This is a genomic window from Pandoraea norimbergensis (assembly GCF_001465545.3).
Lineage (GTDB): Bacteria > Pseudomonadota > Gammaproteobacteria > Burkholderiales > Burkholderiaceae > Pandoraea > Pandoraea norimbergensis.
Genome location: NZ_CP013480.3, coordinates 5,382,400 through 5,406,724 on the forward strand (window position 1 = coordinate 5,382,400; position 24,325 = coordinate 5,406,724).

Below are 24,325 nucleotides of genomic sequence, written 5' to 3' on the forward strand. Positions count from 1 at the left end.
GAGCGCAATGCGTTCGACGCGTGACACCGCCGCCGAGCCGTTGACACCCGCAGCCTCTTCGAGGAAATCTCATGTCAAGCCGTAGCGAGCAGCGCAAGTTCTTCCATCTCCTGCTGTTCGCCGTGACGATCGCCTTCGTGTGGATTCTGTTTCCGCTGTTCGGCGCCGTCTTCTGGGGAACGATTCTGGCCGTGCTGTTCCAGCCAATACAGCGCCGCATCGAGCTTCGCATGCGGGGCCGCAAGAATCTGGCAGCCCTCGTCACCCTGTCACTGATTCTGATCATCGTGATCCTGCCGCTCACGCTGATCGTCGGCATGCTCACGCAGGAAATCGGCACGGCCATCGTGCGCTTTCGCACCGACCTGCCGCAACTCACCATCGCGTTTCAGGGGCTGCTCGACCGCCTGCCAGTGAGCGTGCACCGGATCATGGATCTGGCCGGAATACAGGACGTCACGGCCATGCAGTTGAAACTCGGCGACGGTGCCGCGCAGATCGGCCGCTTCGTGGCCGTCTACCTGCTGAGCATCGGCCAGAACACGGCGCAATTGCTCGTGAGCTTCGGCGTCATGCTCTATCTGCTGTTCTTCCTGCTGCGTGACGGCATCGTACTGGGCGTGATCATCCGCCGCGCCATTCCGCTCGACGAGCGTCACAAGACGCAGTTGCTCAAGCAGTTCACGACGGTCGTGCGCGCTACGGTGAAGGGCAACATCGCCGTCGCCGTGGCACAGGGTGCGCTCGGCGGCTTCATCTTCGCGGTGCTGGGGATTCAGGGATACGTGCTGGCCGCCGTGGTGATGGCGTTTCTGTCACTGCTGCCGGCTGTGGGCGCAGCCTTCGTGTGGGTGCCCGTGGGCGTGTGGCTGTTTCTCTCGGGCGACATCTGGCGCGGGGTCATCCTCTTCGCCTTCTGCGGCACCATCGTCAGTCTGGTCGACAACGTGCTGCGCCCGATTCTCGTGGGCAAAGACACCAAGCTGCCCGACTGGGTGGTACTGATCTCCACGCTCGGCGGCATGTCGCTCATCGGGCTGACCGGGTTCGTGATCGGCCCGCTCATCGCCGCCCTCTTCATCGCGTGCTGGAATATCTACACCCGCATGCGCGACGAAGAGGTCGATCAAAGCGATATCGGCTGACCCGGGCGGCCGTCAAGGCGGCCTGCCCGAGTGGCCGGTTGAGTGAATCGATGGCCGAATGTGGCCATCACTCAGCTCAGCCCGCGACCGACTCGCCCTTCGCGTTCGTCGCAATGGCATCCAGATCCGCACTCACCTGCGCCATCACCGCATCCCAGTCGCCGCGCTGCGGCTGGCGATAGAGCGCAACCGACGAATACCATGCGCTGTCGCGCCGCGTCAGTTGCCAGCGCCAATCGGGCGTGTGGTTGAGCAACACCCACACCGGTTTGCCCAACGCCCCAGCCACATGCGCCACGGCGGTATCCGCCGTAATCACCACGTCCATCTGTGCGATGACCGCCGCCGTCTCGGCAAAATCGCTGAGCTTCGCGCCGATGTCGCGCACGTTGGCGTGCGCCGCCAGTTGCGCGCGCTCCTCGTCGGTCGCATCCACCTGCAAGGAAAAGAACTTCGCGCCGGTGGCGAACACCGGCTTCCAGTGATCGAGGCCGACATCGCGATTCGGCGGGAACGGACGCGGGCGCCACGCAAAGCCCACGCGCACTTCGCCCGCCGGCTTGGCTCCCAGCATCGAGCGCCAGATCATTTCGCGTGCCGCACTTGAGCGCACATAAGGCATATGCCCGCTGCTCACGTCACCGCCGACGCCGAGCAAATGCGGCAGGCTGAGCAACGGCATCTGCCAGTCGAACGACGGCACCGGCATATGCTCGCCCAGCACCGTCACGCCACGGGCGAAACCACCCAGCAGCGTCACGAGCGGCGCCTGCACGCAGAGCATCACCTGCGCGCCCAGTTCCACCAGCCGCGGCACAAAGCGCACGAATTGAAGCGTGTCGCCGAAACCCTGCTCGCTATAGACAAAGACCTTCTTGCCCGCCAGCGGCGCTTTGCCGTCCCAAAGCCGATCGGGGAAGCGGCGCGTTTGCCCGCCATCGAGCCAACGCCATTCATAGTCGCGCCAGCCGTGCTCGAAGTCGCCGAGCAACAGATTCGTCTGCGCACGATTGGTACGGGCACCCGCGTGTTCCGGCGACAACTTCACGGCTTGGGTGAAGCACTGCAAGGCGTCCTGAAACGCGTGCCGCTCGCGCAGCGCCACGCCGAGATTGACCAGCGGATCGGGCTGCTGGGGCGCAATGGCGTTCGCGAGCCGGTAGGCATCGATTTCTTCGTCGTACCGGCCCAAGGCACCCAGTGCACGGCCACGGTTGAAGTGGGCCTGCCACAGTGCAGGAGCCTTGGCGGCGGTGCGCTCGAACCAGGTCAGCGCGCGGGCGTTATCGCCCGCCTGCGCCCAGGTCATGCCGATCGTGTGCATCGCACCGATGGCATCGGGAGACTGCTGCACGGCCGACTCGAACAGCGCGTCGGCCCGCATGGGGCGGCCCGCCTGCAAACTGGCCATCGCCGCATCGAAACTGACTTGCGCCCCGGCCTGTGGCACCAGCGCCAGCATCCGGTCGAACGCATCGGCCGCCGCGTCGAACGCGTTCATGCGCAGCGAGACGTAGGCGAGCCCCTCAAGGCCGGGCAGAAATTCCGGTGCCTGCTTGAGCAACTGGCGCAGTTCGGCAATCGCTTCGCCCAGCCGGCCAGCGGCACTCAGTTGTCGTGCGCGCTCGCAACGCGCATCCATTGGCGTCGTCATGCGGCGCTTCCTTACTGTTCTTGAAATTGGGGGCGGGTCGGCCTGGCGGTCCTTTGTACATGGCGTACATCGAGTACCGGCGGCCCGAACAAGCGGTGCACACTACACCACCGCACGGCACGAAGCAAGCCGCGGGGATTCGGCCTTCCAAGTGACGCAAAGTTCACCTCTGGGAGCGACGAAAATGTGACAATTTTTGCGGCCTGCACCGGCGATCCCTAAACTGCCTCGCCCACTCGTCTTATCCTTCGAAACCACGGCTGCGGCAGTGCAGCATAAAAACCACAGTCGGCAAATGGTGATCGCAGTTTGCCAGCCCGATGCGGTCGCTTTAACATCATTTTGCGGGTCAATCTGGTAGCATCCGCTGCCGTCCATGTGTATGTGCGCGATCGCTGGCAATTTTGCGGGCAACCACCCCGCTGCGATCCCTGCCACAGCGCATGTCGACGCCGAGTCCGTTGTTCGTCCGACCCCTCAAAATCACGAGGTCCTGATGCCGCGCGTAGCCCGACCGTTCATTCCCGCCACCGCGCGACGCCTGCTGCCCAATCGCTGGGATTTCATTGCCTTCCCGATCATCATCGGTTTTCTGATGGTCAGTTCTTCAGGCATTCGCCAGACTTGGGCACCGCTGGCCGATCTGCAAACCGAAGTCATCTCGCTTGACCCGTCCAATCTGCCCGAGTACGCGCTACGCACCACCCTGCGCATGCTCGCCGCGATGGTCGCCTCGCTGATCTTCACGCTGATCTACGGCACGCTCGCCGCCAAGAGCCGCCGCGCCGAGAAACTGCTCGTGCCGATGCTCGACATCCTCCAGTCGGTGCCGGTGCTGGGCTACATCTCGTTCACGGTGACGTTTTTCCTCGCGCTCTTCCCCGGGCGCGTGCTGGGCGCCGAGTGCGCCGCCATCTTCGCGATCTTCACGAGTCAGGCGTGGAACATGACGTTCTCGTTCTACCAGTCGATGCGAACCCAGCCACGCGACCTCGCCGAAGTCTCGGTGAACCTGCGGCTCTCGCCGTGGCAGCGCTTCTGGAAGCTCGACGTGCCCTACTCGATGCCCGGCCTCATCTGGAACATGATGATGAGCATGTCGGGCGGCTGGTTCTTCGTGGTCGCATCCGAAGCCATCACCGTAGGCGACAAGACGGTCACGCTGCCGGGCATCGGTGCCTATCTGGCCACCGCCATCCTCCAGCGCGATCTGCACGCCGTAGGCTGGGTGATTCTCGCCATGACGGTCGTGATCCTGATTTACGACCAGTTCCTGTTCCGCCCGATGGTCGCGTGGTCGGACAAATTCCGTCTGGAAGACACCGTCTCGCAGGCCGCCCCCGAGTCGTGGGTGCTGAACATGATTCAACGCACCCGTGCGATTCAGTACCTGCTGCGTCCTTTCGGCAAGCTGCTGCGCACGATCGCCCGCGCGCGCATGCCGATCTCGCTGCCGGCGGCCATCCATTCCGAGTCGAACTCGCCGCTGTCTCGCGTGATCGACTGGATCTGGGCGGCATTGCTGGTCGTGCTCAGCGTGTTCGCCGCGTGGAAGATCGTCGCCTTCGTCTTGGCTGAAGTCGGTTTTTCCGAAATTCTGCGGGTGTTCGGTCTGGGCCTGATTACGCTGGTGCGCGTGATGGTGCTCATCGCCGTGGCGTCGGTCGTGTGGGTGCCGCTGGGCGTGCTGATCGGCCTGCGCCCCAAGCTCGCCGAACGGATTCAGCCGCTCGCACAGTTCCTCGCGGCTTTCCCGGCGAACCTGCTGTTCCCGATCTTCGTGGTGGCGATCGTGCATTTCCACGCCAACCCCGACATCTGGCTCTCGCCGTTGATCGTGCTCGGCACGCAGTGGTACATCCTGTTCAACGTGATTGCCGGCGCGACCACGTTCCCGAACGACTTCAAGGAAGCCGCCACCAACTTCCGCATTCGCGGCTGGCAATGGTGGCGTCAGATCATGCTGCCGGGCATCTTCCCGTACTACGTGACGGGCGCGATTACCGCCTCGGGCGGCGCATGGAACGCGTCGATCGTCTCGGAATACGTGCAGTGGGGCGACGACAAGCTCGCCGCGCACGGTCTGGGCGCCTATATCGCGCAAACCACGGCGGCCGGCGACTATCCGCGCATTCTGCTGGGCATCGCCGTGATGGCGCTGTTCGTCGTACTGTTCAACCGCTTGCTGTGGCGTCCGATGTACGCCATTGCCGAAAACAAGCTTCGCCTGAATTGAAGGGACCGTGATGCCGAACGATACCCAACCGACCGTCGGAAAAGAGATCTTCTCGCTCGCCAATGTCAGCCGCGGTTTCCGCAAGGGCAGCGACGAGCGTCAGGTGCTCGATGGCGTGAACCTGCAACTGCATGAAGGCGAAATCGTCGGCATGCTCGGCCGCTCGGGCTCGGGCAAGTCGACGCTGCTGCGCATCATTGCCGGCCTGATCCAGCCCAGTTCGGGCGACATCCGCTACCTCGGCGAGCCGCTCGAAGGCCCGCCCGAAGGCGTGGCGATGGTGTTCCAGACCTTCGCGCTGTTCCCGTGGCTGACCGTGCTGCAAAACGTGGAAGCCGGTCTCGAAGCGCTTGGCGTCGAGCCGAAAGAGCGCCGCAAGCGTGCGCTTGCCGCGATCGACCTGATCGGTCTGGACGGCTTCGAGAACGCCTACCCGCGCGAACTCTCGGGCGGCATGCGCCAACGCGTGGGCTTCGCCCGTGCGCTGGTGGTCAACCCCACGCTGCTGCTCATGGACGAGCCGTTCTCCGCGCTCGACGTCCTGACCGCCGAGACGCTGCGTACCGACCTGCTCGACCTGTGGAGCCAGCGTCAGTTGCCGATCAAGTCGATCCTGATCGTCACGCACAACATTGAAGAAGCCGTGTTCATGTGCGACCGCATTCTGGTGCTGTCGTCGAACCCGGGGCGCGTGGTGGCCGAGATCAAGGTGCCGTTCCCGCACCGCCGTAATCGTCTCGACCCGGCCTTCCGCAAGATGGTCGACGACATCTACGCACTGATGACCTCGCGCCGTAATGCGCACACCACGCAGAAGATTCCGCTGGAGCTGTCGAGCCCGCTGCATGAAGTCTCGACCAACCTGATGGCCGGTCTGCTCGAAGCGCTGGCCGGGCCGCCCTACAACGGCCGCGCCGACTTGCCGGATATCGCGCAGACGCTGCTGCTCGAAGTCGACGATCTGTTTCCGGTGGCGGAAATTCTCGACCAACTGGGCTTTGCCGAACTCAAGGAAGGCGACCTGTTGCTGACGACGGCCGGCAAGCGCTTTGTGGACGTGAGCACGCAGGAGCGCAAGGTGCTGTTCGCCGAACATCTGCTGCGTCACGTGCCGCTCGCCGCGAAGATTCGCGCCGTGTTGCAGGAGCGTCGTGGACAACGGGCGCCGCGCGTGCGTTTCGAACAGGAACTGGAAGATTCGATGTCGGACGATCTCGCCCAGGAAACGCTCGATACCGCCATCAACTGGGGCCGTTACGCCGAGATCTTCTCGTACAACGACCACACCGAGACGTTCAGTCTCGAGGATGTGGAAGGCGCGACCTGAGCGTAGGGGTAAGGGGGTGCGGCTTCAGAACGCGTACCCCACGCCGATCATCCACGTCTGGTTGATCGTTTTCGAATCCGGTTCGTAGGCGTTGACGCCCGGCGACACCTGCGTCACGTCGGAGCGTCCGTACTGGAAGCGCGACCACTCGTAGGTGGTGTTCACGTGGAAGTTGCGCGTCACCGCGTAGTCCAGACCAAAACCCGCCACGACCACTGGCTTACTGCCCAGCGTGAACGTGTTCTGCGAGCCGGCCAGCGTCATTGAAGCGCCGAGGATGGCACCGGCGCGCACATCGGCCGTTGCCACCAGCTTCGAGGTGACTTCGAGCTGGCCCATCAGACCGCCGCCCACCACATGGTGGCGATACCGCTCATAGAAACCATACGGGTCGCGGCTGCTGTCTCGAATCCAATCGCGATAGCTGTAGCTCACGTACGGGACGAGTTGCGCGTGCCATGTGCCGAGCATGAATGGCAGCGCCTTGCCCGCCTTGAGCGTGACGTCGGTCGAGGTCGAGCGCGTACTCATCTGGTAGTTCGGCAGCACCACGCGGCCCGTCGGGTCCTGCAAATAGCCGCCGTAATCCGTGTTGCCATGGGCAACGCGCACCTGGCCGCTGAAGTACAGATTGGAAATCCCGAACAGCTGGTGCTGTGTGGACGCGCCAAGTCCGAACGCGGCAGTGGTGCCTCGCTCGGAATCGTTTTTGCCCGCGCCGATGTTTTCCCAGTAGTGCAGTTGCTGCACCCCGCCGTCGACCCAGACCTGATTGTTGGCGCGCAGCATCGCTTCCTGCGCATGGACGTTGCTCGCCATCAAAGTCGCGGCAACCAGTGCAATGGCGGTGGCCGCATGACATGCAGCGGCGGCTCCGCGTTGGCCGCAATCGATGGTGCGGCGCGTCTTCGGCGTCATGGCACGGCCCTCCCCAGGCGTGAACTCAACGACGACTCGGCAATGGCCGTCAGCGCGGCCACCGTTTTCAGGCATTGTTTCAGCGCGTGACGTGCTGCGCAAGCGGGCAACCGTGGATTTTTTGTGGTCTTCGAGATTCAGAAATCTCGCGATTCGAGAGACTTGTGCGCGGCGTCCCCGATCCGGACCGTAGCGGCCTTGATGGGCGAGCGTGAGACCGGAGAAAACGTGGAGAGCGGGTGAAGCGGGTCGATCCCGAGGATGGAGTCGAAACGCATGAGACGGTGACCGACCGTGTCAAAAAGGCCACACCTATCAGTGTAGATACTGATTAGCGGTCGTTTTTGTGCAGTCGCATAATCAGTCAAGGATCTGCCTGTCACGCGCCGGGGGGCGCTGCGACAAGCCTTCGCGCAGATCCCATCCGCGGCAAAGACCGTGTGTCAGAAGACCCGAGATACGCACTATGAGCTACTACCATTCGAAAGAAGAAGGCCGGGGACGCGCCATCACCTTCACCACTGGCTATCGCTGGCGCCGTCGCGGCATGGCCGTCACCTTTGCGGTCATCGCCGCGCTGGTCTACTACGCGGTGCATCACCCGAAGTAAGGCCCCGCCCCTAGGCTTCGAAGTACAGCCTTGAAGCACGGCCCCGAAGCACGGCCCCGTCAAGCACGACGCGGCCGCTTCTTCCCTCTCGCGCCCTTCAGGCGGCGTTTCCCAAGGCCGGCGCATGCCAGTCGAGGGGAACGTTCGCGAGCATATCGTCGACCATCGCATCCAGACCGAATGCCGGCTGCCAGCCCCAGTCGTAGCGGGCATGCGTGTCGTCGAGCGTATGCGGCCACGTCTCGGCAATCGCTTGCCGGAAATCCGGCGCGTACTTCACCGTGAAGCCCGGCACACGACGCTCGATCGCCGCGGCCAGCGTCGCCGGATCGAAGCTCACTCCCGCCACGTTATAGGACGAGCGCACACGCAGACGCGACGGGTCGGCGTTCATCAGCTCAAGCGTGGCGCGCACGGCGTCGGGCATGTAGATCATGGGCAGCGTGGCGTCTTCCTTCAGGAAGCACGTGTACGTCTCGCCACGGCGTGCCGACTGGAAGATATCGATCGCGTAGTCGGTCGTGCCGCCGCCCGGGGGCGTCTTGTAGCTGATGACGCCCGGATAACGCAGGCTGCGCACGTCCACGCCGAACTTCGCGTGGTAGTACTCGCACAGCCGCTCGCCCGCCTGCTTGCTGATGCCGTACATGGTGGTCGGGTCCATGATCGCGAGCTGCGGCGTTTCAACGGCCGGCGTGTGCGGGCCGAACGCGGCAATCGACGACGGCCAGAACACGCGCAAACCCTTGCGCGACTGATGCTCGCGGGCCAGTTCCAGCACGTTGAGCAGCCCGTTCATGTTGAGCGTCCACGCCTGCAACGGACGGGTTTCGCCCGTGGCCGACAGCAGCGCCGCCAGATGGAAGATCTGCGTGATGCCGAAACGCTCCACGAGCGCGGCCAGACGCGCCGCATCAAGCACGTCGAGGGTCTCGTAGTGCACCGGATGGCGCGACGGCCCCGGTGCGATATCTGTCGCCACGACATTCTCTTTGCCGTACTGCGCGGCCAGGGCTTCGACGAGTTCGCTGCCGATCTGCCCGTTGGCGCCGATGATGAGGATTCGTTCCATGTTCAACCTTGCTTGAGAATGCCGAGTTCGTTGCCGGCCTGCGCAAAGGCAGCCAGCGCGCGCGTGAGTTGTTCACGCGTGTGGGCCGCCGAGAGTTGCACGCGCACGCGCGCCTGCCCCTGCGGCACCACCGGATAGAAGAAGCCCGTGGCGATCACGCCCAGTTCGTACAGGCGTTGCGCGAAGCTTTGCGCCAGCGTGGCGTCGAACAGCATCACCGGCACGATCGGGTGCGTGCCCGGCTTGATCGTGAAACCCAGCGCAGCCACTTCGTGGCGGAAGAACGCCGTGTTCTCATGCAACTGCTCACGGCGGGCCGACGAGTGTTCCAGTTCGTCGAACACGGCCAGCGACGTACCGACGATGGCCGGCGCCAGACTGTTCGAGAAGAGATACGGACGCGAGCGCTGACGCAGCGTCTCGATGACTTCGCGGCGCCCGGCCGTGAAGCCGCCCATCGCGCCGCCCAGCGCCTTGCCCAGCGTGCCCGTGATGATGTCGATCTTGCCGATCACACCGTGGTGTTCATGCGTGCCGCGGCCGGTCGCGCCCATGAAGCCGGTCGCATGACACTCGTCGATCATGATCAGCGCGCCGTACTGTTCGGCCAGCGCGACGATGCGGTCGAGTTGCGCAATCGTGCCGTCCATGGAGAACACACCGTCGGTGACGATAATGCGGTGACGCGCCCCGGCGGCCGCTTGCAACTGGCGCTCCAGGTCTTCCATGTCGTTGTGGGCGAAGCGCAGACGTTGCGCCTTGCAAAGCCGTACGCCGTCGATGATCGAGGCGTGGTTCAGCGCGTCGGAGATGATGGCGTCCTGCTCGTCGAACAGCGGCTCGAACACACCGCCATTGGCGTCGAACGCGGCGGCATAAAGAATGGCGTCTTCCGTGCCGAGATAGGCGGCGATGCGCGCCTCAAGTTCCTTGTGCGGGCCTTGCGTGCCGCAGATGAAACGCACCGACGACAGGCCGAAGCCGAAGTCTTCGAGCGCCTTCTGGCCGGCCTTGACCAGCGATTCGCTACCCGAGAGGCCGAGATAGTTGTTGGCACACAGATTGATGCGGGTCACCCCGTCGTCGCACATGACCTCCGGCCCCTGCCGCGACATGAGCACGCGTTCCTGCTTGAAAAGGCCTTGGCGGCGCGTGTCTTCGAGTCGTTCGGTCAGTTGCTGGTAGAAGCCCTCGCGGGCTTCCGGGGTTTGTGCGGTCATCGTGTACATCTCCTCGGTCGTTCGGCCGGTGCGCTCTGCTACCATGCAGGCATTCACCTTAGCGGAAACTATACTTTATATTGAACTAGTTTCAATATATTGAAAAATTCTAATATCCCGGAAAGAATATGGCAAGCACCCCCGCAACGCCCGCGACCGTGCCGACGGCGCCGCCGCCGGTCGGCGACATGATTCAACAGCTGCGCAAAGAACGCGGCATGACGCTGGAAACGCTCTCGCGCGCCTCGGGCGTCTCGAAGTCGATGCTCTCGCAGATCGAGCGCGACAAGGCCAATCCAACCATCGCCGTGGCCTGGCGGCTGTCCAACGCACTGGGCGTGCGGCTCGATCAGTTGCTCGGCGCGCCTGCTGGCGACCCGGAGCCGGTACGGGTGATCGGCAAGCACGAAATTCCCACGCTGGCCGGCGCAGAGCACGCCTATCAGTTGAAGATCCTTGGCCCGATGGAGCTGGCCGGCAAATACGAGTGGTATGAACTCACGCTCCAGCCGGGTTCCGCGCTCGTCTCCGACCCGCATGACCCGGGCACCCGCGAGCACTTCACGGTGTTCGACGGGCAGGTGGACATCGAAGTCGAAACGTTCGTGCGCCGCGCCAAGCCCGGCGAGACGGCCCGCTACCCCGCCGACCGCGCCCATGCGATCCGCAATGCGGGCAAGTCCGTGGCACGCGGACTGCTCGTGGTGATTCACGGTTAAGCCCTTTCCCCCTAAGCCGCTTCGCTCAAGTCCGCCGCCAGACTGCCGTTACCACACGTTCGGTCGGTGCCTTCATCAGGGGCACTGATAACCAATACACAACCGGACCGCCCGGACGTCTCCCCCCTTGTGAGACGTCAAGGGCAGCCGCCGCCAGCGCAAGCAACCAGCTAGCACCGCGGAACGAGTGGGGATGACGAAGTAATGCAGCGATTGAGTTTGAATGCGAAGTTGTGGTCGGCCGTCGGGTTGATGTGGATCAGTCTGCTGGTCATGGCAGTGTGGGGCGCGTGGGCCCAGCGCAACACGATGCTCAGCGAGCGGCGCGCGGGGCTCACTCACGTGGTCGATTCCGGCCTCAGTCTCGTGAAGCACTACGCCGAGCGCGCCGAACGCGGCGAAATGACCGTCCCCGACGCACAGAAACTCGCCCGCGAGCAGATCGGTGCGATCCGTTACGACGGCGACAACTATTTCGGTATCTTGAACTCGCAACGGGTGATCGTGCTGAACTCGGTCAATCCGAAGCTCGAGGGCAAGGATATGAGCCAGTTCCGCGACCCGTCGGGCAAGCTCATGTTCTCGGACATCGTCGCCGCCGCGCGCACCGACAATCCCTTCGTGACCTATCTCTGGCCCAAGCCGGGCTCGGACAAACCCGTCGAGAAAATCAGCCGTGTGGGGGCCTATACCCCGTGGGACTGGTATCTGACGACCGGCGTCTATGTCGACGACATCAACGCCGCCTTTGTCGGCGCGCTGCTGCGCTGGGGCGCCATCCTTGCCGTCATCGGTCTGGCGGTTTCCGCCGTCATGCTGCTCATCATCCGCAACGTGCGCGACAGTCTGGGCGGTGAGCCGGAATACGCGGCCGACATTGCCTCGCGCATCGCCGATGGCGATCTGCTCACGCAAGTGAAGTTGCGTCAGGGCGATCGCGCGAGCCTGCTTTACGCGATGCAGCGCATGCAGGGCAATCTGCAACAGATGATCGGACGGATTCGCAGCGGCACCGGTGCCATTACGACGGCGGCACGCGAAATCGCCGAAGGCAATACGGATCTGTCGGCGCGTACCGAACAGCAGGCGGCGGCACTGGAAGAGACGGCATCGTCGATGGAGCAACTGACCTCGACCGTTCGTCAGAACGCCGACAACGCGCGTCAGGCCAGCCAGCTCGCCGAGAGTGCCTCGTCCATCGCGGTACGCGGCGGGCAGGTGGTCGATCAGGTGGTGGCGACGATGGAAGGCATTTCGTCGAGTTCGAATAAGGTCGTCGACATCATCAGCGTGATCGACGGCATTGCGTTCCAGACGAATATTCTGGCGCTGAACGCCGCCGTGGAAGCCGCCCGTGCCGGTGAACAGGGCCGGGGCTTTGCCGTCGTGGCAGGCGAAGTGCGCACGCTCGCCCAGCGCAGCGCCGCCGCCGCGAAGGAAATCAAGGAACTGATCGAAGCGTCGAACGGGCGTGTGCAAGACGGCTCGATCCTCGTCGCGCAAGCCGGACAGACGATGCACGACGTGGTGCAGGCCGTGCGCCGCGTGACCGACATCATGGGTGAGATTTCAGCCGCCTCGAGCGAGCAGAGTCACGGCATCGAACAAGTCAGCCGGGCGGTCACGCAGATGGATGAAGTGACGCAGCAGAACGCCGCGCTGGTGGAGCAAGCCGCCGCCGCAGCGGCTTCGATGGAAGATCAGGCCCATCAACTCGATGCCGCCGTGGCCGCCTTCCGGATGGCCACCGGGCAGCATCTCGAAATGGCGTCCGGTCCGTTGAGGACGCAAACGGCGTCGGTGGCCATGAAACGTTTGGCGGCCTGATAGGCCGCCAGATAACGCGAACGGCGACGGCTAGTGCCGTTCGCCGTCGCCCTTTCCCCGCCAGTCGCATCAGGCGGGTGCAGGCACTTCCAATAGCGCCGCGTCGATGATCTGCCCTGCCACCGTCGGCAACACCCGCAACGGGGCCGACCCCGGGCCGAATGTCTGGCTCGCGGCGTAGGCGCCTTCGAGCACCAGCGACAGCGCATCGACCAACGGGGCCGGTTCCTGCAAACCGGCCGCCGTCGCCAGCTCGGTGAAGCGGCGCACCACTTCCGCCTTGTAGTTCACCACCGACTTGCGGGCCGGGTGTTCCGGGTCCGGAAACTCGGCGGCCACGTTCACGAACGGGCACCCGCGATAGCCGGGATGGCTCGCACGCTCCGCCAAATCCACGAAGATCTGGAGCAACTGCTTGCCCGGCTCGCCCGGTCGACGGGCAATGCTCTCGTCGATGCGCTGAAGACTGCACGTCTGCATTTCATCCAGATACGCCAGAATCAACTCGTCCTTCGACGCGAACTGGCGATACAGGCACATCTTGTTGACGCCCGCGCGCTTGACGACGGCGTCCACCCCCACGGCCCGCACGCCCTCCGTATGGAACAACTCCACGGCGGCATTGAGCAGATACTGCTGCGCCAACGGTGCCGGCGTCACATGCCGGCCGCCTTTGACCGTGCTGCGGCCCGTTGCGGGGGAGCCTTCCGCGCTAATGGCTTGCGTGGGGTCCCGGGCTATCGTTTTGGCCATTCTCTGGCGCTCCTGATTCTATGATTTGTGACGGAAGGCATGCGGCGCCTCGGCAGTGCGCTGGCGGGTCGCTGAAAGCCCCTGCCGTCACAAAGGAATGCTTGACATGTTACCGATCGGTTCATAACATGGCAACCTCATGTTACCGAGCTGTCACAAACCGTTATCCCGATAGACAGCACGGTGACAGGCAACGTTCCCGAAATCGTGACGCGGTCCCCCGGAACCGCAAGGATTCCCGCCATGAAGGCAGCCATTGCAAGACGCATCAACGGCCATTTCCACTACGGGTGGATTGTCGTGGGCGTGATTTTCCTCGTCCTGCTCGCCTCCGCGGGCATTCGCGCCACGCCCAGCGTGATGATGGTGCCGCTGGAGCACGATTTCGGCTGGAGCCGCGCCACGGTGTCGCTGGCGATTTCCGTGAACCTCGCGCTGTATGGCCTGACCGGGCCATTTGCTGCGGCGGCGATGCAGCGTTTCGGCATCCGCCCGACGGTCATGGTCGCCTTGCTGTTGTTGTCCTCGGGCACGGCCCTCTCCTCGCTGATGACCGCCCCGTGGCAGATGATTCTGATCTGGGGCGTGATGGTCGGTGGCGGCACCGGTGTCGCAGCGGTGACGCTCGCGGCAACCGTCTCGAATCGCTGGTTCCACACGCACCGTGGCCTTGCCATGGGCATTCTCACGGCCAGTTCGGCGACGGGCCAGATGGTCTTCCTGCCGATGATGGCCGCGATCACCGAGCGTTACGGCTGGCGTCCGGTCGTGCTGATCGTGGCTGTGGTCGCCGCGCTCGTGCTGCCGCTGGTCGCGTTTCTGGTGCCTGAGCGTCCGGGCTCGGTCGGGCTGCGCCCGGTGGGCGCGCCGGAAGACGCCCCCGACGTGCAACTCGCCCAAGGCAACCCGCTCAAGCACGCGCTGTCGGTGCTGCGCATGGCGGCCGGCAAGCGCGACTTCTGGCTGCTCTTCTTCAGCTTCTTCATCTGCGGTGCCAGCACCAACGGTTATATCGGCACGCATTTCATCGCGATGTGTGGCGACTATGGCATCTCGGAGGTCAAGGGCGCCGGTATTCTCGCCGCGATGGGCATGCTCGATCTCGTGGGCACGACGCTCTCCGGCTGGCTGTCCGACCGCTACAACAGCCGCGTGCTGCTGTTCTGGTACTACGGGCTGCGCGGTCTGTCGCTGATCTATCTGCCCCATGCGTTTGGTCTCGACTTCTTCGGCCTGCCGCTGTTTGCCCTGTTCTACGGTCTGGACTGGATTGCCACGGTGCCGCCGACGGTGCGTCTGACCACCGACGTGTTCGGCAAGACCATGGCGCCGATCGTCTTCGGCTGGATCGTCGCCGGGCACCAACTCGGTGCAGCGACCGCTGCGCTGGTCGCGGGCTCGCTGCGGGCCACGCTGGGCAACTACACGATGGCGTCGATGCTCTCGGGCGGCGTGTGCATCATTGGCGCCTTCATGGTGCTGCGTATTGCGCGCCGGGCACCGACGAGTGCGAGCCCTGCAAGCGCTTAAAAATTGACTTAACCTGTGCAGGTTTTTGTGCAACACAGCAACCCCCAACTTTCACAGGACCTTCAGCAATGACGGATTCCCAAGCTCCCCAACTCTCGTCGCTCGACACGGACCTTTTTTCGCCGTACCGGCTGGGCCCGCTCGAACTGAGCAACCGCGTCGTGATGGCGCCGCTGACCCGCAGCCGCGCCGGTGCCGGCGACGTGCCGGGCCCGCTGGTCGCCGAGTATTACGCGCAACGCGCATCGGCCGGCCTGATCATCAGCGAAGCCACCAATATCTCGCAGCAAGGCAAGGGCTACGCGTTCACGCCGGGCATCTACACCGACGAGCAAGTCGCCGGCTGGAAGCAGGTGAACGACGCGTTGCACGCCAAGGGCGGCAAGATTTTCTGCCAGCTCTGGCACGTGGGCCGTATCTCGCACCCGTCGCTGCAACCGGACGGCGCACTGCCGGTCGCGCCTTCGGCCATTCAGCCGGCCGGCAAGGCTTTCACCGAGCACGGGTTCGAGCCGCACCCGACGCCGCGTGCGCTTGAGACGTCCGAGATTCCGGGCATCGTCGAGCAGTACCGTCATGCTGCGGAGTGCGCCAAGCGCGCCGGTTTCGACGGTGTGGAAATTCACGCCGCGAACGGGTATCTGCTCGACCAGTTCATGCGCGACAAGACGAACCATCGCACTGATCAGTACGGCGGCAGCATCGAGAACCGTGTGCGTCTGACGCTGGAAGTCACGCAGGCCGTCGTCGATGTGTGGGGTGGCGATCGCGTCGGTATTCGTCTCTCGCCGATCAGCCCGGCCAACGATTGCGGCGACAGCAATCCGGAACCGGTGTTCACCTACGCCGTGGAACAGTTGAACCGTTTCGGTCTCGTGTATCTGCACGTGGTCGAAGGCGCGACGGGTGGCCCGCGCGAAGTGCCGGACGGCTTCGATTTGCAGAAGCTGCGTCGCTTGTTCAACGGCACGTTCATGGCCAACAACGGCTATGACCTCGCGCTGGCAATCGAGGCACGCAAGGACAACCTCGCGGATCTGATCGCCTTCGGCAAACCGTTCATCTCGAACCCGGATCTGGTGGAACGCCTCAAGCGCGGCGGCCCGTTCAACCCGCTCGACCGCGACACGCTTTACGGCGGCGACGCCCGCGGTTATGTGGACTATCCGACGTTGGATGAGTCGGTGGCGTAAGCTCGCCACGCATCATTCAGAGTGAAAGAAAGGGCTCCCTCGGGAGCCCTTCTTCTATTGCGAACCAGACGTCGCCGCGTTTCACCACGTCCACTCCTCCTCATCGAAGTCGTTGCCGAGGTTGCCGAGCACGAGTTCATTGTCGTCATAGGCGTCATCCGCCACCGCGTCCGATGCCTTTACTGTTGCGTCAAAGCTGTCCCTGCCATCCATTGCACTACCCCATCACATTGCCCCGTCGGCATCTCATCTTGCGTGAGTCGAGAAGCATCGTCGCAGGCGTGAGCGGTGAAGTAAACAGGGGCAACAATCTTCCGGAATATTCCTGAAGCGGGTCTCGGAAAAATCGCGCGATCAGTCAGAAACAGCGCACAGTTTTTGCACCACCTGCACGCCCGTTCTCAAGTACATCAAGCCGCCCGCTGCTGCCAGCGCAGCAGATCGGCACCCGCCGGGTTCTGATACATGCGCAGGCCAAACTCGGGCAGGATCGCCAGCAGGTGGTCGAACACATCGCCCTGCACACGCTCGTACTCCGCCCACACGATGGTGTTCGTGAAGCAGTACAGTTCGACGGGAATGCCCGTAGCCGACGGCTCCAGCGAGCGCACCATGCACGTCATGTTCTCGTGAATATTCGGATGCGACTTCAGATACGCCAGCGCATACGCACGGAACGTGCCGATGTTCGTCAACCTGCGCGTATTCGCCAGCACCCCCGCCGCATTGCCCAACGCGGCATTCGCCTCCGCAATCGTGCGCTGCTTCTCCGACAGATACGGCCCCAGCAAATGAACCTTCGACAAGCGCTCGATTTCGCTCTCGTCCAGAAAGCCCACACTGCCCGCATCGATGCACAACGTGCGCTTGATGCGCCGCCCGCCCGCCTGCTGCATGCCGCGCCAATTGCGGAAGCTCTCCGAGATCATCCGCCACGTCGGAATCGTCGTGATCGTCTTGTCCCAGTTCTGCACTTTCACCGTGTGCAACGCGATATCCACCACGTCGCCATCGGCGCCGACCTGCGGCATCTCGATCCAGTCGCCCACGCGCAGCATGTCGTTGGAGGTGAGCTGCACGCTCGCCACGAACGACATGATCGTGTCCTTGAACACCAGCAGCAACACCGCCGACATCGCCCCCAGCCCCGAGAGCAGCAACCACGGCGATCGATCGATGATGGTCGCCACGATGGCAATGGCCGCGACCACGTACAGCGCGATCTTGCCCAACTGCACATAGCCCTTGATCGAGCGCGTGCGCGCATGCTCCGACGTCGCATAGACAGCCTGCGACGCGTTCAGCATGCCCGCGATGGCGAGCGTCGCGTAGAGCAAGGTCGTCGCCAGCGCCACATTGGCGATCACGATCGCAAGCTTCGGCGGCACATCGGGGACCCACTCGATGCCGAACTGAATCACCAGATACGGCAGAATGTGCGCCGCGCGCTGGAAGACCCGATGGCTCAGCAAGGCGTCGTCCCATCGGTTGGCCGTGCGTTGCACGACCATGCGCGCCACGCGCACGATCACGAACGTCGCCACCGCTTGCACCAGCAACGCCGCCGCAACCAAGATCGCCAGCCCGCCGACCATATGCGCCCACTGTGCGTTTTCCAGCCACTTCAACATCGAATCCCACGTCATCCTGCAACTCCTTGACTACGATTTGCCTGCCTGCTGCTTGTTGTCTGTCGTCGACATCGCCACGTAGACGCATTGTCCACGGGCGGACGACAGATGCGACAGATGCAAAAATGACGGCCCGACTGGACCGTCATTTCCTTACGCCACATCTCGGCAGATCCTCTTGCCCGAACGGCGCACCGCCTTAAATCTGCGCCCCAAACGGCACACTCGCCACGACGCTCGGCGAACCGGGCAACGCCGGGGCAGAAATCGTACCACCGCCGCTACTGCCGCGCGATTTGCCGGAACTCAGATAGTCGGCAATGGAATCCTGCGTGACTTCGCCCAGATACTGATTGTCGTCGCCCAGCACCGGCAGCGATGCCAGATTGTGTTCGTACATGCGCGAGAGCAGCACACGCAGATTGTCGTTGGCCACCGCCGACGCCTTGAAGTCGCGCACCCGCTCGCCGCACGTCCCCTGTGCATGGCGGGTGTCGCGACGTGCGATGTAGCCCAGCGCCTTCGCGTTCTCGTCGACGACAACCAGTGAGCGCGTGTCCAGCTCGTCCATCATGCCGTAGGCTTCCGCGAGCGTGGTCTGCGGCTTGACGGTCGGCTGCGGCGTCGCGGCATCTTCCGCACGCACCAGCAGCAGGCGCTTCAGAATACGGTCGTGACCGACGAAGCTCGCCACGAACTCGTCGACCGGGCGCGCCAGCAGCGCATCCGGTTGTGCGTACTGCACCAGACGTCCCTGCCGGAAGATCGCAATGCGGTCGGCCAGCTTGATCGCCTCGTCGATATCGTGACTCACCATGATGACGGTCTTGCCCAACTGACGCTGCATCTGGAAGAACTCGTTCTGAATCGACTCGCGATTGATCGGGTCGACCGCGCCAAACGGCTCGTCCATGAGCAGCACGGGCGGGTCGGCCGCCAACGCGCGAATCACACCGATACGCTGCTGCTGCCCGCCGGACAACTCACGCGGGTAACGCGACAGGTAGTGCTTCGGATCGAGGGCCACCATCGCCATCAGTTCGGTCGCACGTTCACGGCAGCGCTTCTTGTCCCAACCCAGCAGACGCGGCACCACCGTGATGTTCTCTTCGATGGTCATGTTCGGAAACAGACCGATTTGCTGAATCACGTAGCCGATGTGGCGGCGCAATTCGATTTCGTTGATCTTGCCGGTGTCTTCGCCATTGAGCAGAATGCGGCCCGACGTCGGTTTGATCAGACGGTTGATCATCTTGAGCGTGGTCGTCTTGCCGCAACCCGACGGGCCCAGGAAGACGCAGATTTCGCCCGGCGGCACTTCGAGACTGACCGAGTTCACGGCGTTCACGCGCGTGCCGTCTTTCTGAACGAAGCTTTTGGTGAGATTGTCGAGTGTAATCATGCGGTTCGAATTCCTTTTGGTGTCAGCACCCGCTGGAGGCGGTGCAACAGGGTGTCGGCAACGATGGCGAGCAAGCTCACCAGGACCGCACCCACGACAAGTTGCCGGGTATCGCTCTGGCTGATCCCCTGGGTGATCAACACCCCGAGACCGCCGGCACCGACGATGGCACCAATGGCCATCACGCCAATATTCATCACAACAGCCGTGCGTACGCCGCCCAGCACCACGGGCACCGCCAGCGGCAACTCAACCAGACGCAAGCGCTGCCAGAACGTCATGCCGATGCCGATGCCCGCTTCGCGGATGCTCGGATCGATCTGTTGCAGCGCCAGACACGTGTTGCGCATGATCGGCAACAACGAATAGAGAAAGACGGCGGCCACGGCCGGCGCCGGTCCGATCCCGATGCCGTAGACCGACAGCAGCGGAATCATCAGGCCGAACAGCGCGATCGACGGGATCGTGAGCACGACCGTCGCCAACCCGAGCACGACGCCCGACAGCCAGCGAAAACGCGTGACCAGCACACCCAGCGGCACGCCGACCACGATGGCCGCACCCACGGATGCGGCCACCAGCCACGCATGCTGGACCGTGAGGTTCAGGATGCGGTGCCAGTTGTGAGTCAAAAATTCAATCATTGGAGTTCCTCGATCTGTGACGTCAGCGGCGCAGCGATATGTGGCAACAGCCTCACTGCACCAGCCCTTCCTGCGCGAGGAATTCGCGCGCCACGCGAGCCACGCCCTTGTGTTCGATGTCGACCCTGGCGTTCATCTCGCGCATGTTCTCGTCGTTGATCTTCGCGGCCAACACGTTGAGTTCATCGGCCAGCTTCGGATTCGCATCGAGCACTTCCTTGCGCACCACCGGCGTCGCGGCATACGCGGGGAAGAAGCCCTTGTCGTCGGTGAGCACCTTCAGGTCGAAGCCCTTGTTGCGGCCATCGCTCGTGTAGACCAGACCGCTGTCGATCTGCTCGTTCTTGAGCGCCGTGTAGACGAGGCCCGGGTCCATCTGCTTGATGTTCTCGCGCTCGAGATGGAAGTCGTAGAGCTGTTCCATCGGCTCAAGACCATCGGAGCGGCCGACAAATTCCATGTCGAAAGCGAACTGCATCTTCGGATTCGCCTTGAATCGCTCGATCAGTTGCGAGACGGTTTCGATGCCGGCTTCACGGGCGATCTTGCCGGGCATGGCGAAGGCGTACGTGTTGTTGAGCGTCGACGGGTTCAGCCAGACGATGCCGATCTTGCCGTCGAGTTCTTTCACTCGCTCATAGGTCTGCGCCGGGTCGAGCTTCTCGGTGACCTTGTTGTAGACGATCAGCGATGTACCGGTGTATTCCCAGACGACGTCGAGCTGGTTGCTCTCCATGCCTTGGCGCATCACCACGCTGCCCAGACCGTTCTTGAGTTCGACGTCGTAGCCTTTGCTTTTCAGGTACTGCGCCGTCATCTCGGAGAGAATCAGTTGCTCGGTGAAGTTCTTGCCGCCGATAGTGAGCGTGGCGGCTTGCGCCACACCGCTCACTGCCATGGCCGTCAGTGCCAGTCCTGCGACAGCGAGCTTGCGCGTCTGGCGCGCGAAGTGCATGAAGCGCATGAAGCGCATGAAGCGCGGCAGCTTGCCGAATCGTGTTCGGGAGAAAATGGATTTCACGTGGGGGGTCTCCTTTGTCTTAGCGCGTGGCCGCGCCATGACGTGCAAACCAGAGGCCGCTCGCGAAGGCGACAATGCCGTCGAGCACGAGCGCAAGCAGCGCGGTGCCGGCAGCGCCGAGCAACAACTTCGTCTGGTCGTTCAAATAGATGCCCGGGAAAATCAATTGCCCCAGACTGTCCGCCCCGATCAGGAAGGCGAGCGGCGCCGTTCCGACATTGATCGCGAGCGAGGTGCGAATGCCGCCGATGATGACCGGCATGGCGTTGGGCAGGTCCACGCGAAACAGCACTTGCGCGGGCGTCATGCCCATGCCGCGCGCGGACTCACGCAACGCGGCGGGTACCTGGCGCAGGCCTTCGTAGGCGTTGCGCACGATCGGCAGCAGCGATGCGAGCCACAGGGCCAGAATGGCCGGGCGATCGCCGATACCGAGTACTGCCATCGAAAGCGCCAGCACGGCGAGCGAGGGCAGCGTGTTGCCGATGTTGAAGATCTGCACGGCGCGCTCCGCATGTTTCGCGAATATCGGCCGCGAGATCAACACGCCCGCAGGCACGCCGACGGCAATGGCCATCGCCATCGAGATGGCCACGAGCTTCAAGTGCTGTTGGGTGTAATACACCAGGTCTCCCCGGTATTTGACGAGCGCATCCACGCCCAGCCAATACACCAGACCGGCGACTGCGGCGGCAACACCAAGCAGTCCGAAACCGGCCAGATAGAGAATGCGATACTGCTTCGCCACGTTCATGCTCCCTTTGAATGGGTTGGCAGCGCTGGCGCGAGGCAATAGCAATCGCCCCGCGTGACAACGCGGTCAAACAAGCATGACAACTGATAGCTGCCTTGCGAATTGTGAGGTGTTCGATCCGAAGGTCTGAGAAAGACAACGGTGACGAACCAGGCGTCGCGAGATGCGACATGAGAGACGAGCTTTCGACGCCGTGGGCGCCTGGGCCTCTCGATACACGCTTATTGAAAGCGCGCGAATGTTTTACTGCACAAGCTCATTGCGTGATGGTACGGATCGCCGGCGCAACGAGGAACACCGGCAACGCTTATGTTTCTATTGGCCAGTCAGAGCGATTGGCCTTTTTTATTCTAGTACAGATAGTGCGTCGATGCCAACCCATGAGACACCTTCTGCCATGAATCCACCGCAATTTCGCATAATCTGCCGCGATATTTCCCATATATATCGGATGCCGAATTAATTGCGCACGCTGTAATCCCCCGCCATCTCTAGGTTCTCGCGCGGTCAATGGGATATGTCCCATTTTTTACAAATCATGCGTTTCGCAGAGCGGTTCAGTGTGCCGCGTCGAATTATTTTCCTGACTTAGTAGGGAACCCTCTAAACGCTTTTTCGACTCCCTGAAACTCGCCTGTTCATGCGGGTCCGCGCGAATTTAGAGGGGGGTCATGGAAACGGATGCCAACCCCTGGAAACTCGTGTATTCTCCGAGGTTTATCTTAGTTTTCAACCATTTAGCGCTAAATCGGGGAAACGCGACGGCAACGCGAGGCTATGACCTGGCGGCCAGTCACGAGTGCAAAGGTTGGACGGTAAAAGAGCGATCGTGCGCGAGGCACGAGGGCGTTGATTGGCAAATAAGAACTATGAAAAGCACCATCAGCCGTACCGAACAGGGCAACCGCGTTGCTGCGACGACGATTCTCGTCGCGTGTGCCGCGCTCACCCTCGCGGGGTTTCTCACACGCGCCTTCGAAGGTGCGGTGAACCCGTTGCTCACCTTCTTTCTGGTCTCTGCCGGGGGCATCCTCAATCTATCGACGGCGTGCCTGCTCGGCGTCCAGTATCTCTACAACGGCAAGCGCTACTTCGCCCAGTTCGGCTGTGCGTTTTTGCTGCGCGGCCTGTTCATGTTCACGCAAGGGGTGTTGTTGGCGAATCAGCTCGCCGGCATCTCCACGCACGTCACACGCGCCCCCTTCTGGCTATGGCTGGTGGCCGAAGCAAGCTTCGCTGCCTACGTGATGATCAGTGTGCGCAGTTATTCACGCACGCGCAGCGACCCGCACACACGCCCCGGCTATCGCGATGCGGCGCGCCACGGTGCTACGGTGCTGATCATCTGGCTGACGGTATCGCTCTCGGTAGTGGGTGCGGCCCGCACGCTCGTCACGCCAAAGTTTGCCGGGGGCGTCGACATCGAGACCATGGCACTGGGGGCGCTCTTCGTCGCCTACGTCACGTTGTGGTGGCGTATCGCGGCGGTCACGCGGCTCTCGCACAAGCTCTTCCTGCTGGTGTGGGTAGTCGTCACCATCTCGCTGTGCCAGTTGCTGCTCGCGCTCACGGCGCCAAGCGAGGCGTCGTATCAGTGGTACGCGGCCCGCCTGTTGGCGCTGGCCTCGCCGGGTGTAGCAACACTTGCGCTCGTGTGGGAAATCACGCGCCAGTATCAGTCGCTGGCACTCACAAACACCGATCTCGTCGAGAAGGTGTTCATCGATCCGCTCACACATATCTACAACCGGCGCTATTTCGACAATCGCATCCGTATCGTCGCGGACCGCGTGCAGCAGTACAACACGCCGCTGTCGGTGCTGATCATCGATATCGATCTATTCAAGCAGGTCAACGACCGCTACGGGCACCCGTTCGGCGACACCGTGCTGCAACGCATTGCCAACACGATTCAGCATTGCATTCGCTTGCCGAGCGATTTTGTGGTGCGTCTGGGTGGGGAAGAGTTTGCCGTGGTGCTGCCTGAAATCGACCAGCACGCCGCGTTGCGCGTCGCCGACCGCATTCGCGAATCGGTCAAGCGCGCCAGCACCGATCTGCTGCCGGCCAAGGCCCGTGAAGACGGCGAAGCGATCACCATCAGCGTGGGCATCGCGTCGTGGCATCCGGGCGAACCGTTGGTCATCAGTGCAATGCTGGAGCGTGCCGACAAGGCGCTGTATCAGGCCAAGCACAAGGGCCGCGATCAGAGCGTGCTGGGCCAGTTGGCCGCCTAACGTCGCGTTGGCGGCCCTTTGAGCTCTACGACATTCCCGTCGGGATCAGTGAGATAGCACGACGGCCCTTCGCCGTGTGCGCCGTACCGCTGCACGACTTCCCCGAGCGTCACGCCATGCGAAGCCAGTCCCTGACGGATGGCCTCATCGTCGAACGGTTCGACACGCAGACAGAAGTGATCGAGATTGTGCCCCTCGGCCCCCGGCGCTTCACCGCCCTGCCGGCCGATCGTGCCAGCCACGTCGACGAGATCGATCAACGCGTCGCCCGCACGCAACTGCACGAGCCCGATATCGGCCTGCACCTTCTCGAGTGTGCAGCCCAGCACGTCCACATAGAAGTGCTGTAGCCGCGCCACATCCACGGTGCGCAGCACCACGTGATCGAGTGCGACGAACGGAATCTTCATCGGGCCGCCGCTACCGAACTCT

21 protein-coding genes are annotated in these 24,325 nt (G+C 63.0%); 9 read left to right on the plus strand and 12 right to left on the minus strand.

What is annotated here, in order from left to right; all coding sequences use genetic code 11:
* Positions 1-71 precede the first annotated feature (71 nt).
* A complete protein-coding gene (locus tag AT302_RS23575; RefSeq protein ID WP_058376082.1) occupies positions 72-1,145 on the plus strand; it encodes an AI-2E family transporter in 1,074 nt (357 codons plus the stop codon).
* 76 nt (positions 1,146-1,221) lie between these two features.
* Here the strand turns inward: AT302_RS23575 and AT302_RS23580 are convergent, their stop codons facing one another.
* A complete protein-coding gene (locus tag AT302_RS23580) occupies positions 1,222-2,799 on the minus strand; it encodes a tetratricopeptide repeat protein (protein WP_058376083.1) in 1,578 nt (525 codons plus the stop codon).
* A 496-nt stretch (positions 2,800-3,295) separates the two neighbouring features.
* On the opposite strand from AT302_RS23580, the gene AT302_RS23585 reads away from it, so the two are divergent.
* Positions 3,296-5,035: an ABC transporter permease gene (locus AT302_RS23585; protein WP_058376084.1), complete on the plus strand. Its 1,740-nt coding sequence runs from the start codon at positions 3,296-3,298 to the stop codon at positions 5,033-5,035.
* A gap of 10 nt (positions 5,036-5,045) precedes the next feature.
* Positions 5,046-6,362, plus strand: a complete 1,317-nt coding sequence (locus AT302_RS23590; RefSeq protein ID WP_058376085.1) for an ABC transporter ATP-binding protein — start codon at positions 5,046-5,048, stop codon at positions 6,360-6,362.
* A 24-nt stretch (positions 6,363-6,386) separates the two neighbouring features.
* Here the strand turns inward: AT302_RS23590 and AT302_RS23595 are convergent, their stop codons facing one another.
* Complete coding sequence (locus tag AT302_RS23595) at positions 6,387-7,280, minus strand: outer membrane protein (RefSeq protein ID WP_058376086.1); 894 nt, start codon at positions 7,278-7,280, stop codon at positions 6,387-6,389.
* Between the two features lie 466 nt (positions 7,281-7,746).
* Between AT302_RS23595 and AT302_RS27750 the strand changes: the two genes are divergently transcribed.
* Complete coding sequence (locus AT302_RS27750) at positions 7,747-7,890, plus strand: hypothetical protein (RefSeq protein ID WP_157125863.1); 144 nt, start codon at positions 7,747-7,749, stop codon at positions 7,888-7,890.
* A 97-nt stretch (positions 7,891-7,987) separates the two neighbouring features.
* Here AT302_RS27750 and AT302_RS23600 read toward each other — a convergent pair whose 3' ends face one another.
* Both AT302_RS23600 and kbl read right to left on the minus strand, forming a co-directional pair.
* Positions 7,988-8,962: an NAD-dependent epimerase/dehydratase family protein gene (locus tag AT302_RS23600; RefSeq protein ID WP_170935826.1), complete on the minus strand. Its 975-nt coding sequence runs from the start codon at positions 8,960-8,962 to the stop codon at positions 7,988-7,990.
* Positions 8,963-8,964: 2 nt separating this feature from the next.
* A complete protein-coding gene (kbl, locus tag AT302_RS23605) occupies positions 8,965-10,182 on the minus strand; it encodes a glycine C-acetyltransferase (protein WP_058376088.1) in 1,218 nt (405 codons plus the stop codon).
* 128 nt (positions 10,183-10,310) lie between these two features.
* Between kbl and AT302_RS23610 the strand changes: the two genes are divergently transcribed.
* Positions 10,311-10,901 (plus strand): helix-turn-helix domain-containing protein, encoded by a 591-nt coding sequence (locus AT302_RS23610; protein ID WP_058376089.1) that lies wholly within the window; start codon positions 10,311-10,313, stop codon positions 10,899-10,901.
* A 204-nt stretch (positions 10,902-11,105) separates the two neighbouring features.
* Positions 11,106-12,728: a methyl-accepting chemotaxis protein gene (locus AT302_RS23615; RefSeq protein WP_064674998.1), complete on the plus strand. Its 1,623-nt coding sequence runs from the start codon at positions 11,106-11,108 to the stop codon at positions 12,726-12,728.
* Positions 12,729-12,797: 69 nt separating this feature from the next.
* Here the strand turns inward: AT302_RS23615 and AT302_RS23620 are convergent, their stop codons facing one another.
* Entirely contained in the window at positions 12,798-13,481 is a 684-nt protein-coding gene (locus AT302_RS23620) for a TetR/AcrR family transcriptional regulator (RefSeq protein WP_058376090.1), read from the minus strand.
* A gap of 243 nt (positions 13,482-13,724) precedes the next feature.
* Between AT302_RS23620 and AT302_RS23625 the strand changes: the two genes are divergently transcribed.
* A complete protein-coding gene (locus AT302_RS23625) occupies positions 13,725-15,011 on the plus strand; it encodes an MFS transporter (protein WP_058376091.1) in 1,287 nt (428 codons plus the stop codon).
* 68 nt (positions 15,012-15,079) lie between these two features.
* A complete protein-coding gene (locus AT302_RS23630) occupies positions 15,080-16,204 on the plus strand; it encodes an alkene reductase (RefSeq protein ID WP_058376092.1) in 1,125 nt (374 codons plus the stop codon).
* 81 nt (positions 16,205-16,285) lie between these two features.
* Here the strand turns inward: AT302_RS23630 and AT302_RS28280 are convergent, their stop codons facing one another.
* The 6 genes from AT302_RS28280 to AT302_RS23655 form a co-directional block, all read right to left on the minus strand.
* Positions 16,286-16,417, minus strand: coding sequence for a hypothetical protein (locus tag AT302_RS28280; RefSeq protein ID WP_257786044.1), 132 nt, complete (start codon positions 16,415-16,417; stop codon positions 16,286-16,288).
* A 197-nt stretch (positions 16,418-16,614) separates the two neighbouring features.
* Entirely contained in the window at positions 16,615-17,850 is a 1,236-nt protein-coding gene (locus AT302_RS23635; protein ID WP_058376093.1) for a mechanosensitive ion channel family protein, read from the minus strand.
* A gap of 184 nt (positions 17,851-18,034) precedes the next feature.
* Complete coding sequence (locus AT302_RS23640; protein WP_058376094.1) at positions 18,035-19,237, minus strand: osmoprotectant ABC transporter ATP-binding protein OsmV; 1,203 nt, start codon at positions 19,235-19,237, stop codon at positions 18,035-18,037.
* Positions 19,234-19,881, minus strand: a complete 648-nt coding sequence (locus AT302_RS23645) for an ABC transporter permease (RefSeq protein ID WP_058376095.1) — start codon at positions 19,879-19,881, stop codon at positions 19,234-19,236. Before AT302_RS23645 ends, AT302_RS23640 begins: the two co-directional genes overlap by 4 nt.
* Before the next feature lie 52 nt (positions 19,882-19,933).
* Positions 19,934-20,854: a glycine betaine ABC transporter substrate-binding protein gene (locus tag AT302_RS23650; RefSeq protein WP_084656648.1), complete on the minus strand. Its 921-nt coding sequence runs from the start codon at positions 20,852-20,854 to the stop codon at positions 19,934-19,936.
* A gap of 67 nt (positions 20,855-20,921) precedes the next feature.
* Positions 20,922-21,656 (minus strand): ABC transporter permease, encoded by a 735-nt coding sequence (locus AT302_RS23655; RefSeq protein ID WP_058376096.1) that lies wholly within the window; start codon positions 21,654-21,656, stop codon positions 20,922-20,924.
* A gap of 869 nt (positions 21,657-22,525) precedes the next feature.
* On the opposite strand from AT302_RS23655, the gene AT302_RS23660 reads away from it, so the two are divergent.
* Positions 22,526-23,893, plus strand: a complete 1,368-nt coding sequence (locus AT302_RS23660; RefSeq protein ID WP_058376097.1) for a GGDEF domain-containing protein — start codon at positions 22,526-22,528, stop codon at positions 23,891-23,893.
* On the opposite strand, the gene AT302_RS23665 is transcribed toward AT302_RS23660, so the two are convergent.
* A complete protein-coding gene (locus AT302_RS23665) occupies positions 23,890-24,303 on the minus strand; it encodes a VOC family protein (RefSeq protein ID WP_058376098.1) in 414 nt (137 codons plus the stop codon). The genes AT302_RS23660 and AT302_RS23665 overlap by 4 nt on opposite strands.
* Positions 24,304-24,325: the final 22 nt, after the last annotated feature.

Bases quoted from the DNA above. Each gene is read 5' to 3' on its own strand.
- AT302_RS23585 (WP_058376084.1), top strand. From the start codon at position 3,296: ATGCCGCGCGTAGCCCGACCGTTCATTCCCGCCACCGCGCGACGCCTG.
- AT302_RS23595 (WP_058376086.1), bottom strand. From the start codon at position 7,280: ATGACGCCGAAGACGCGCCGCACCATCGATTGCGGCCAACGCGGAGCC.
- AT302_RS23655 (WP_058376096.1), bottom strand. From the start codon at position 21,656: ATGAACGTGGCGAAGCAGTATCGCATTCTCTATCTGGCCGGTTTCGGA.
- AT302_RS23600 (WP_170935826.1), bottom strand. From the start codon at position 8,962: ATGGAACGAATCCTCATCATCGGCGCCAACGGGCAGATCGGCAGCGAA.
- AT302_RS23650 (WP_084656648.1), bottom strand. From the start codon at position 20,854: ATGCGCTTCATGCGCTTCATGCACTTCGCGCGCCAGACGCGCAAGCTC.
- AT302_RS27750 (WP_157125863.1), top strand. From the start codon at position 7,747: ATGAGCTACTACCATTCGAAAGAAGAAGGCCGGGGACGCGCCATCACC.
- AT302_RS23665 (WP_058376098.1), bottom strand. From the start codon at position 24,303: ATGAAGATTCCGTTCGTCGCACTCGATCACGTGGTGCTGCGCACCGTG.
- AT302_RS23640 (WP_058376094.1), bottom strand. From the start codon at position 19,237: ATGATTACACTCGACAATCTCACCAAAAGCTTCGTTCAGAAAGACGGC.
- AT302_RS23630 (WP_058376092.1), top strand. From the start codon at position 15,080: ATGACGGATTCCCAAGCTCCCCAACTCTCGTCGCTCGACACGGACCTT.
- AT302_RS23615 (WP_064674998.1), top strand. From the start codon at position 11,106: ATGCAGCGATTGAGTTTGAATGCGAAGTTGTGGTCGGCCGTCGGGTTG.
- AT302_RS23620 (WP_058376090.1), bottom strand. From the start codon at position 13,481: ATGGCCAAAACGATAGCCCGGGACCCCACGCAAGCCATTAGCGCGGAA.
- AT302_RS23575 (WP_058376082.1), top strand. From the start codon at position 72: ATGTCAAGCCGTAGCGAGCAGCGCAAGTTCTTCCATCTCCTGCTGTTC.
- AT302_RS23635 (WP_058376093.1), bottom strand. From the start codon at position 17,850: ATGACGTGGGATTCGATGTTGAAGTGGCTGGAAAACGCACAGTGGGCG.
- AT302_RS28280 (WP_257786044.1), bottom strand. From the start codon at position 16,417: ATGGATGGCAGGGACAGCTTTGACGCAACAGTAAAGGCATCGGACGCG.
- AT302_RS23645 (WP_058376095.1), bottom strand. From the start codon at position 19,881: ATGATTGAATTTTTGACTCACAACTGGCACCGCATCCTGAACCTCACG.
- AT302_RS23660 (WP_058376097.1), top strand. From the start codon at position 22,526: ATGAAAAGCACCATCAGCCGTACCGAACAGGGCAACCGCGTTGCTGCG.
- kbl (WP_058376088.1), bottom strand. From the start codon at position 10,182: ATGACCGCACAAACCCCGGAAGCCCGCGAGGGCTTCTACCAGCAACTG.
- AT302_RS23610 (WP_058376089.1), top strand. From the start codon at position 10,311: ATGGCAAGCACCCCCGCAACGCCCGCGACCGTGCCGACGGCGCCGCCG.
- AT302_RS23580 (WP_058376083.1), bottom strand. From the start codon at position 2,799: ATGACGACGCCAATGGATGCGCGTTGCGAGCGCGCACGACAACTGAGT.
- AT302_RS23590 (WP_058376085.1), top strand. From the start codon at position 5,046: ATGCCGAACGATACCCAACCGACCGTCGGAAAAGAGATCTTCTCGCTC.
- AT302_RS23625 (WP_058376091.1), top strand. From the start codon at position 13,725: ATGAAGGCAGCCATTGCAAGACGCATCAACGGCCATTTCCACTACGGG.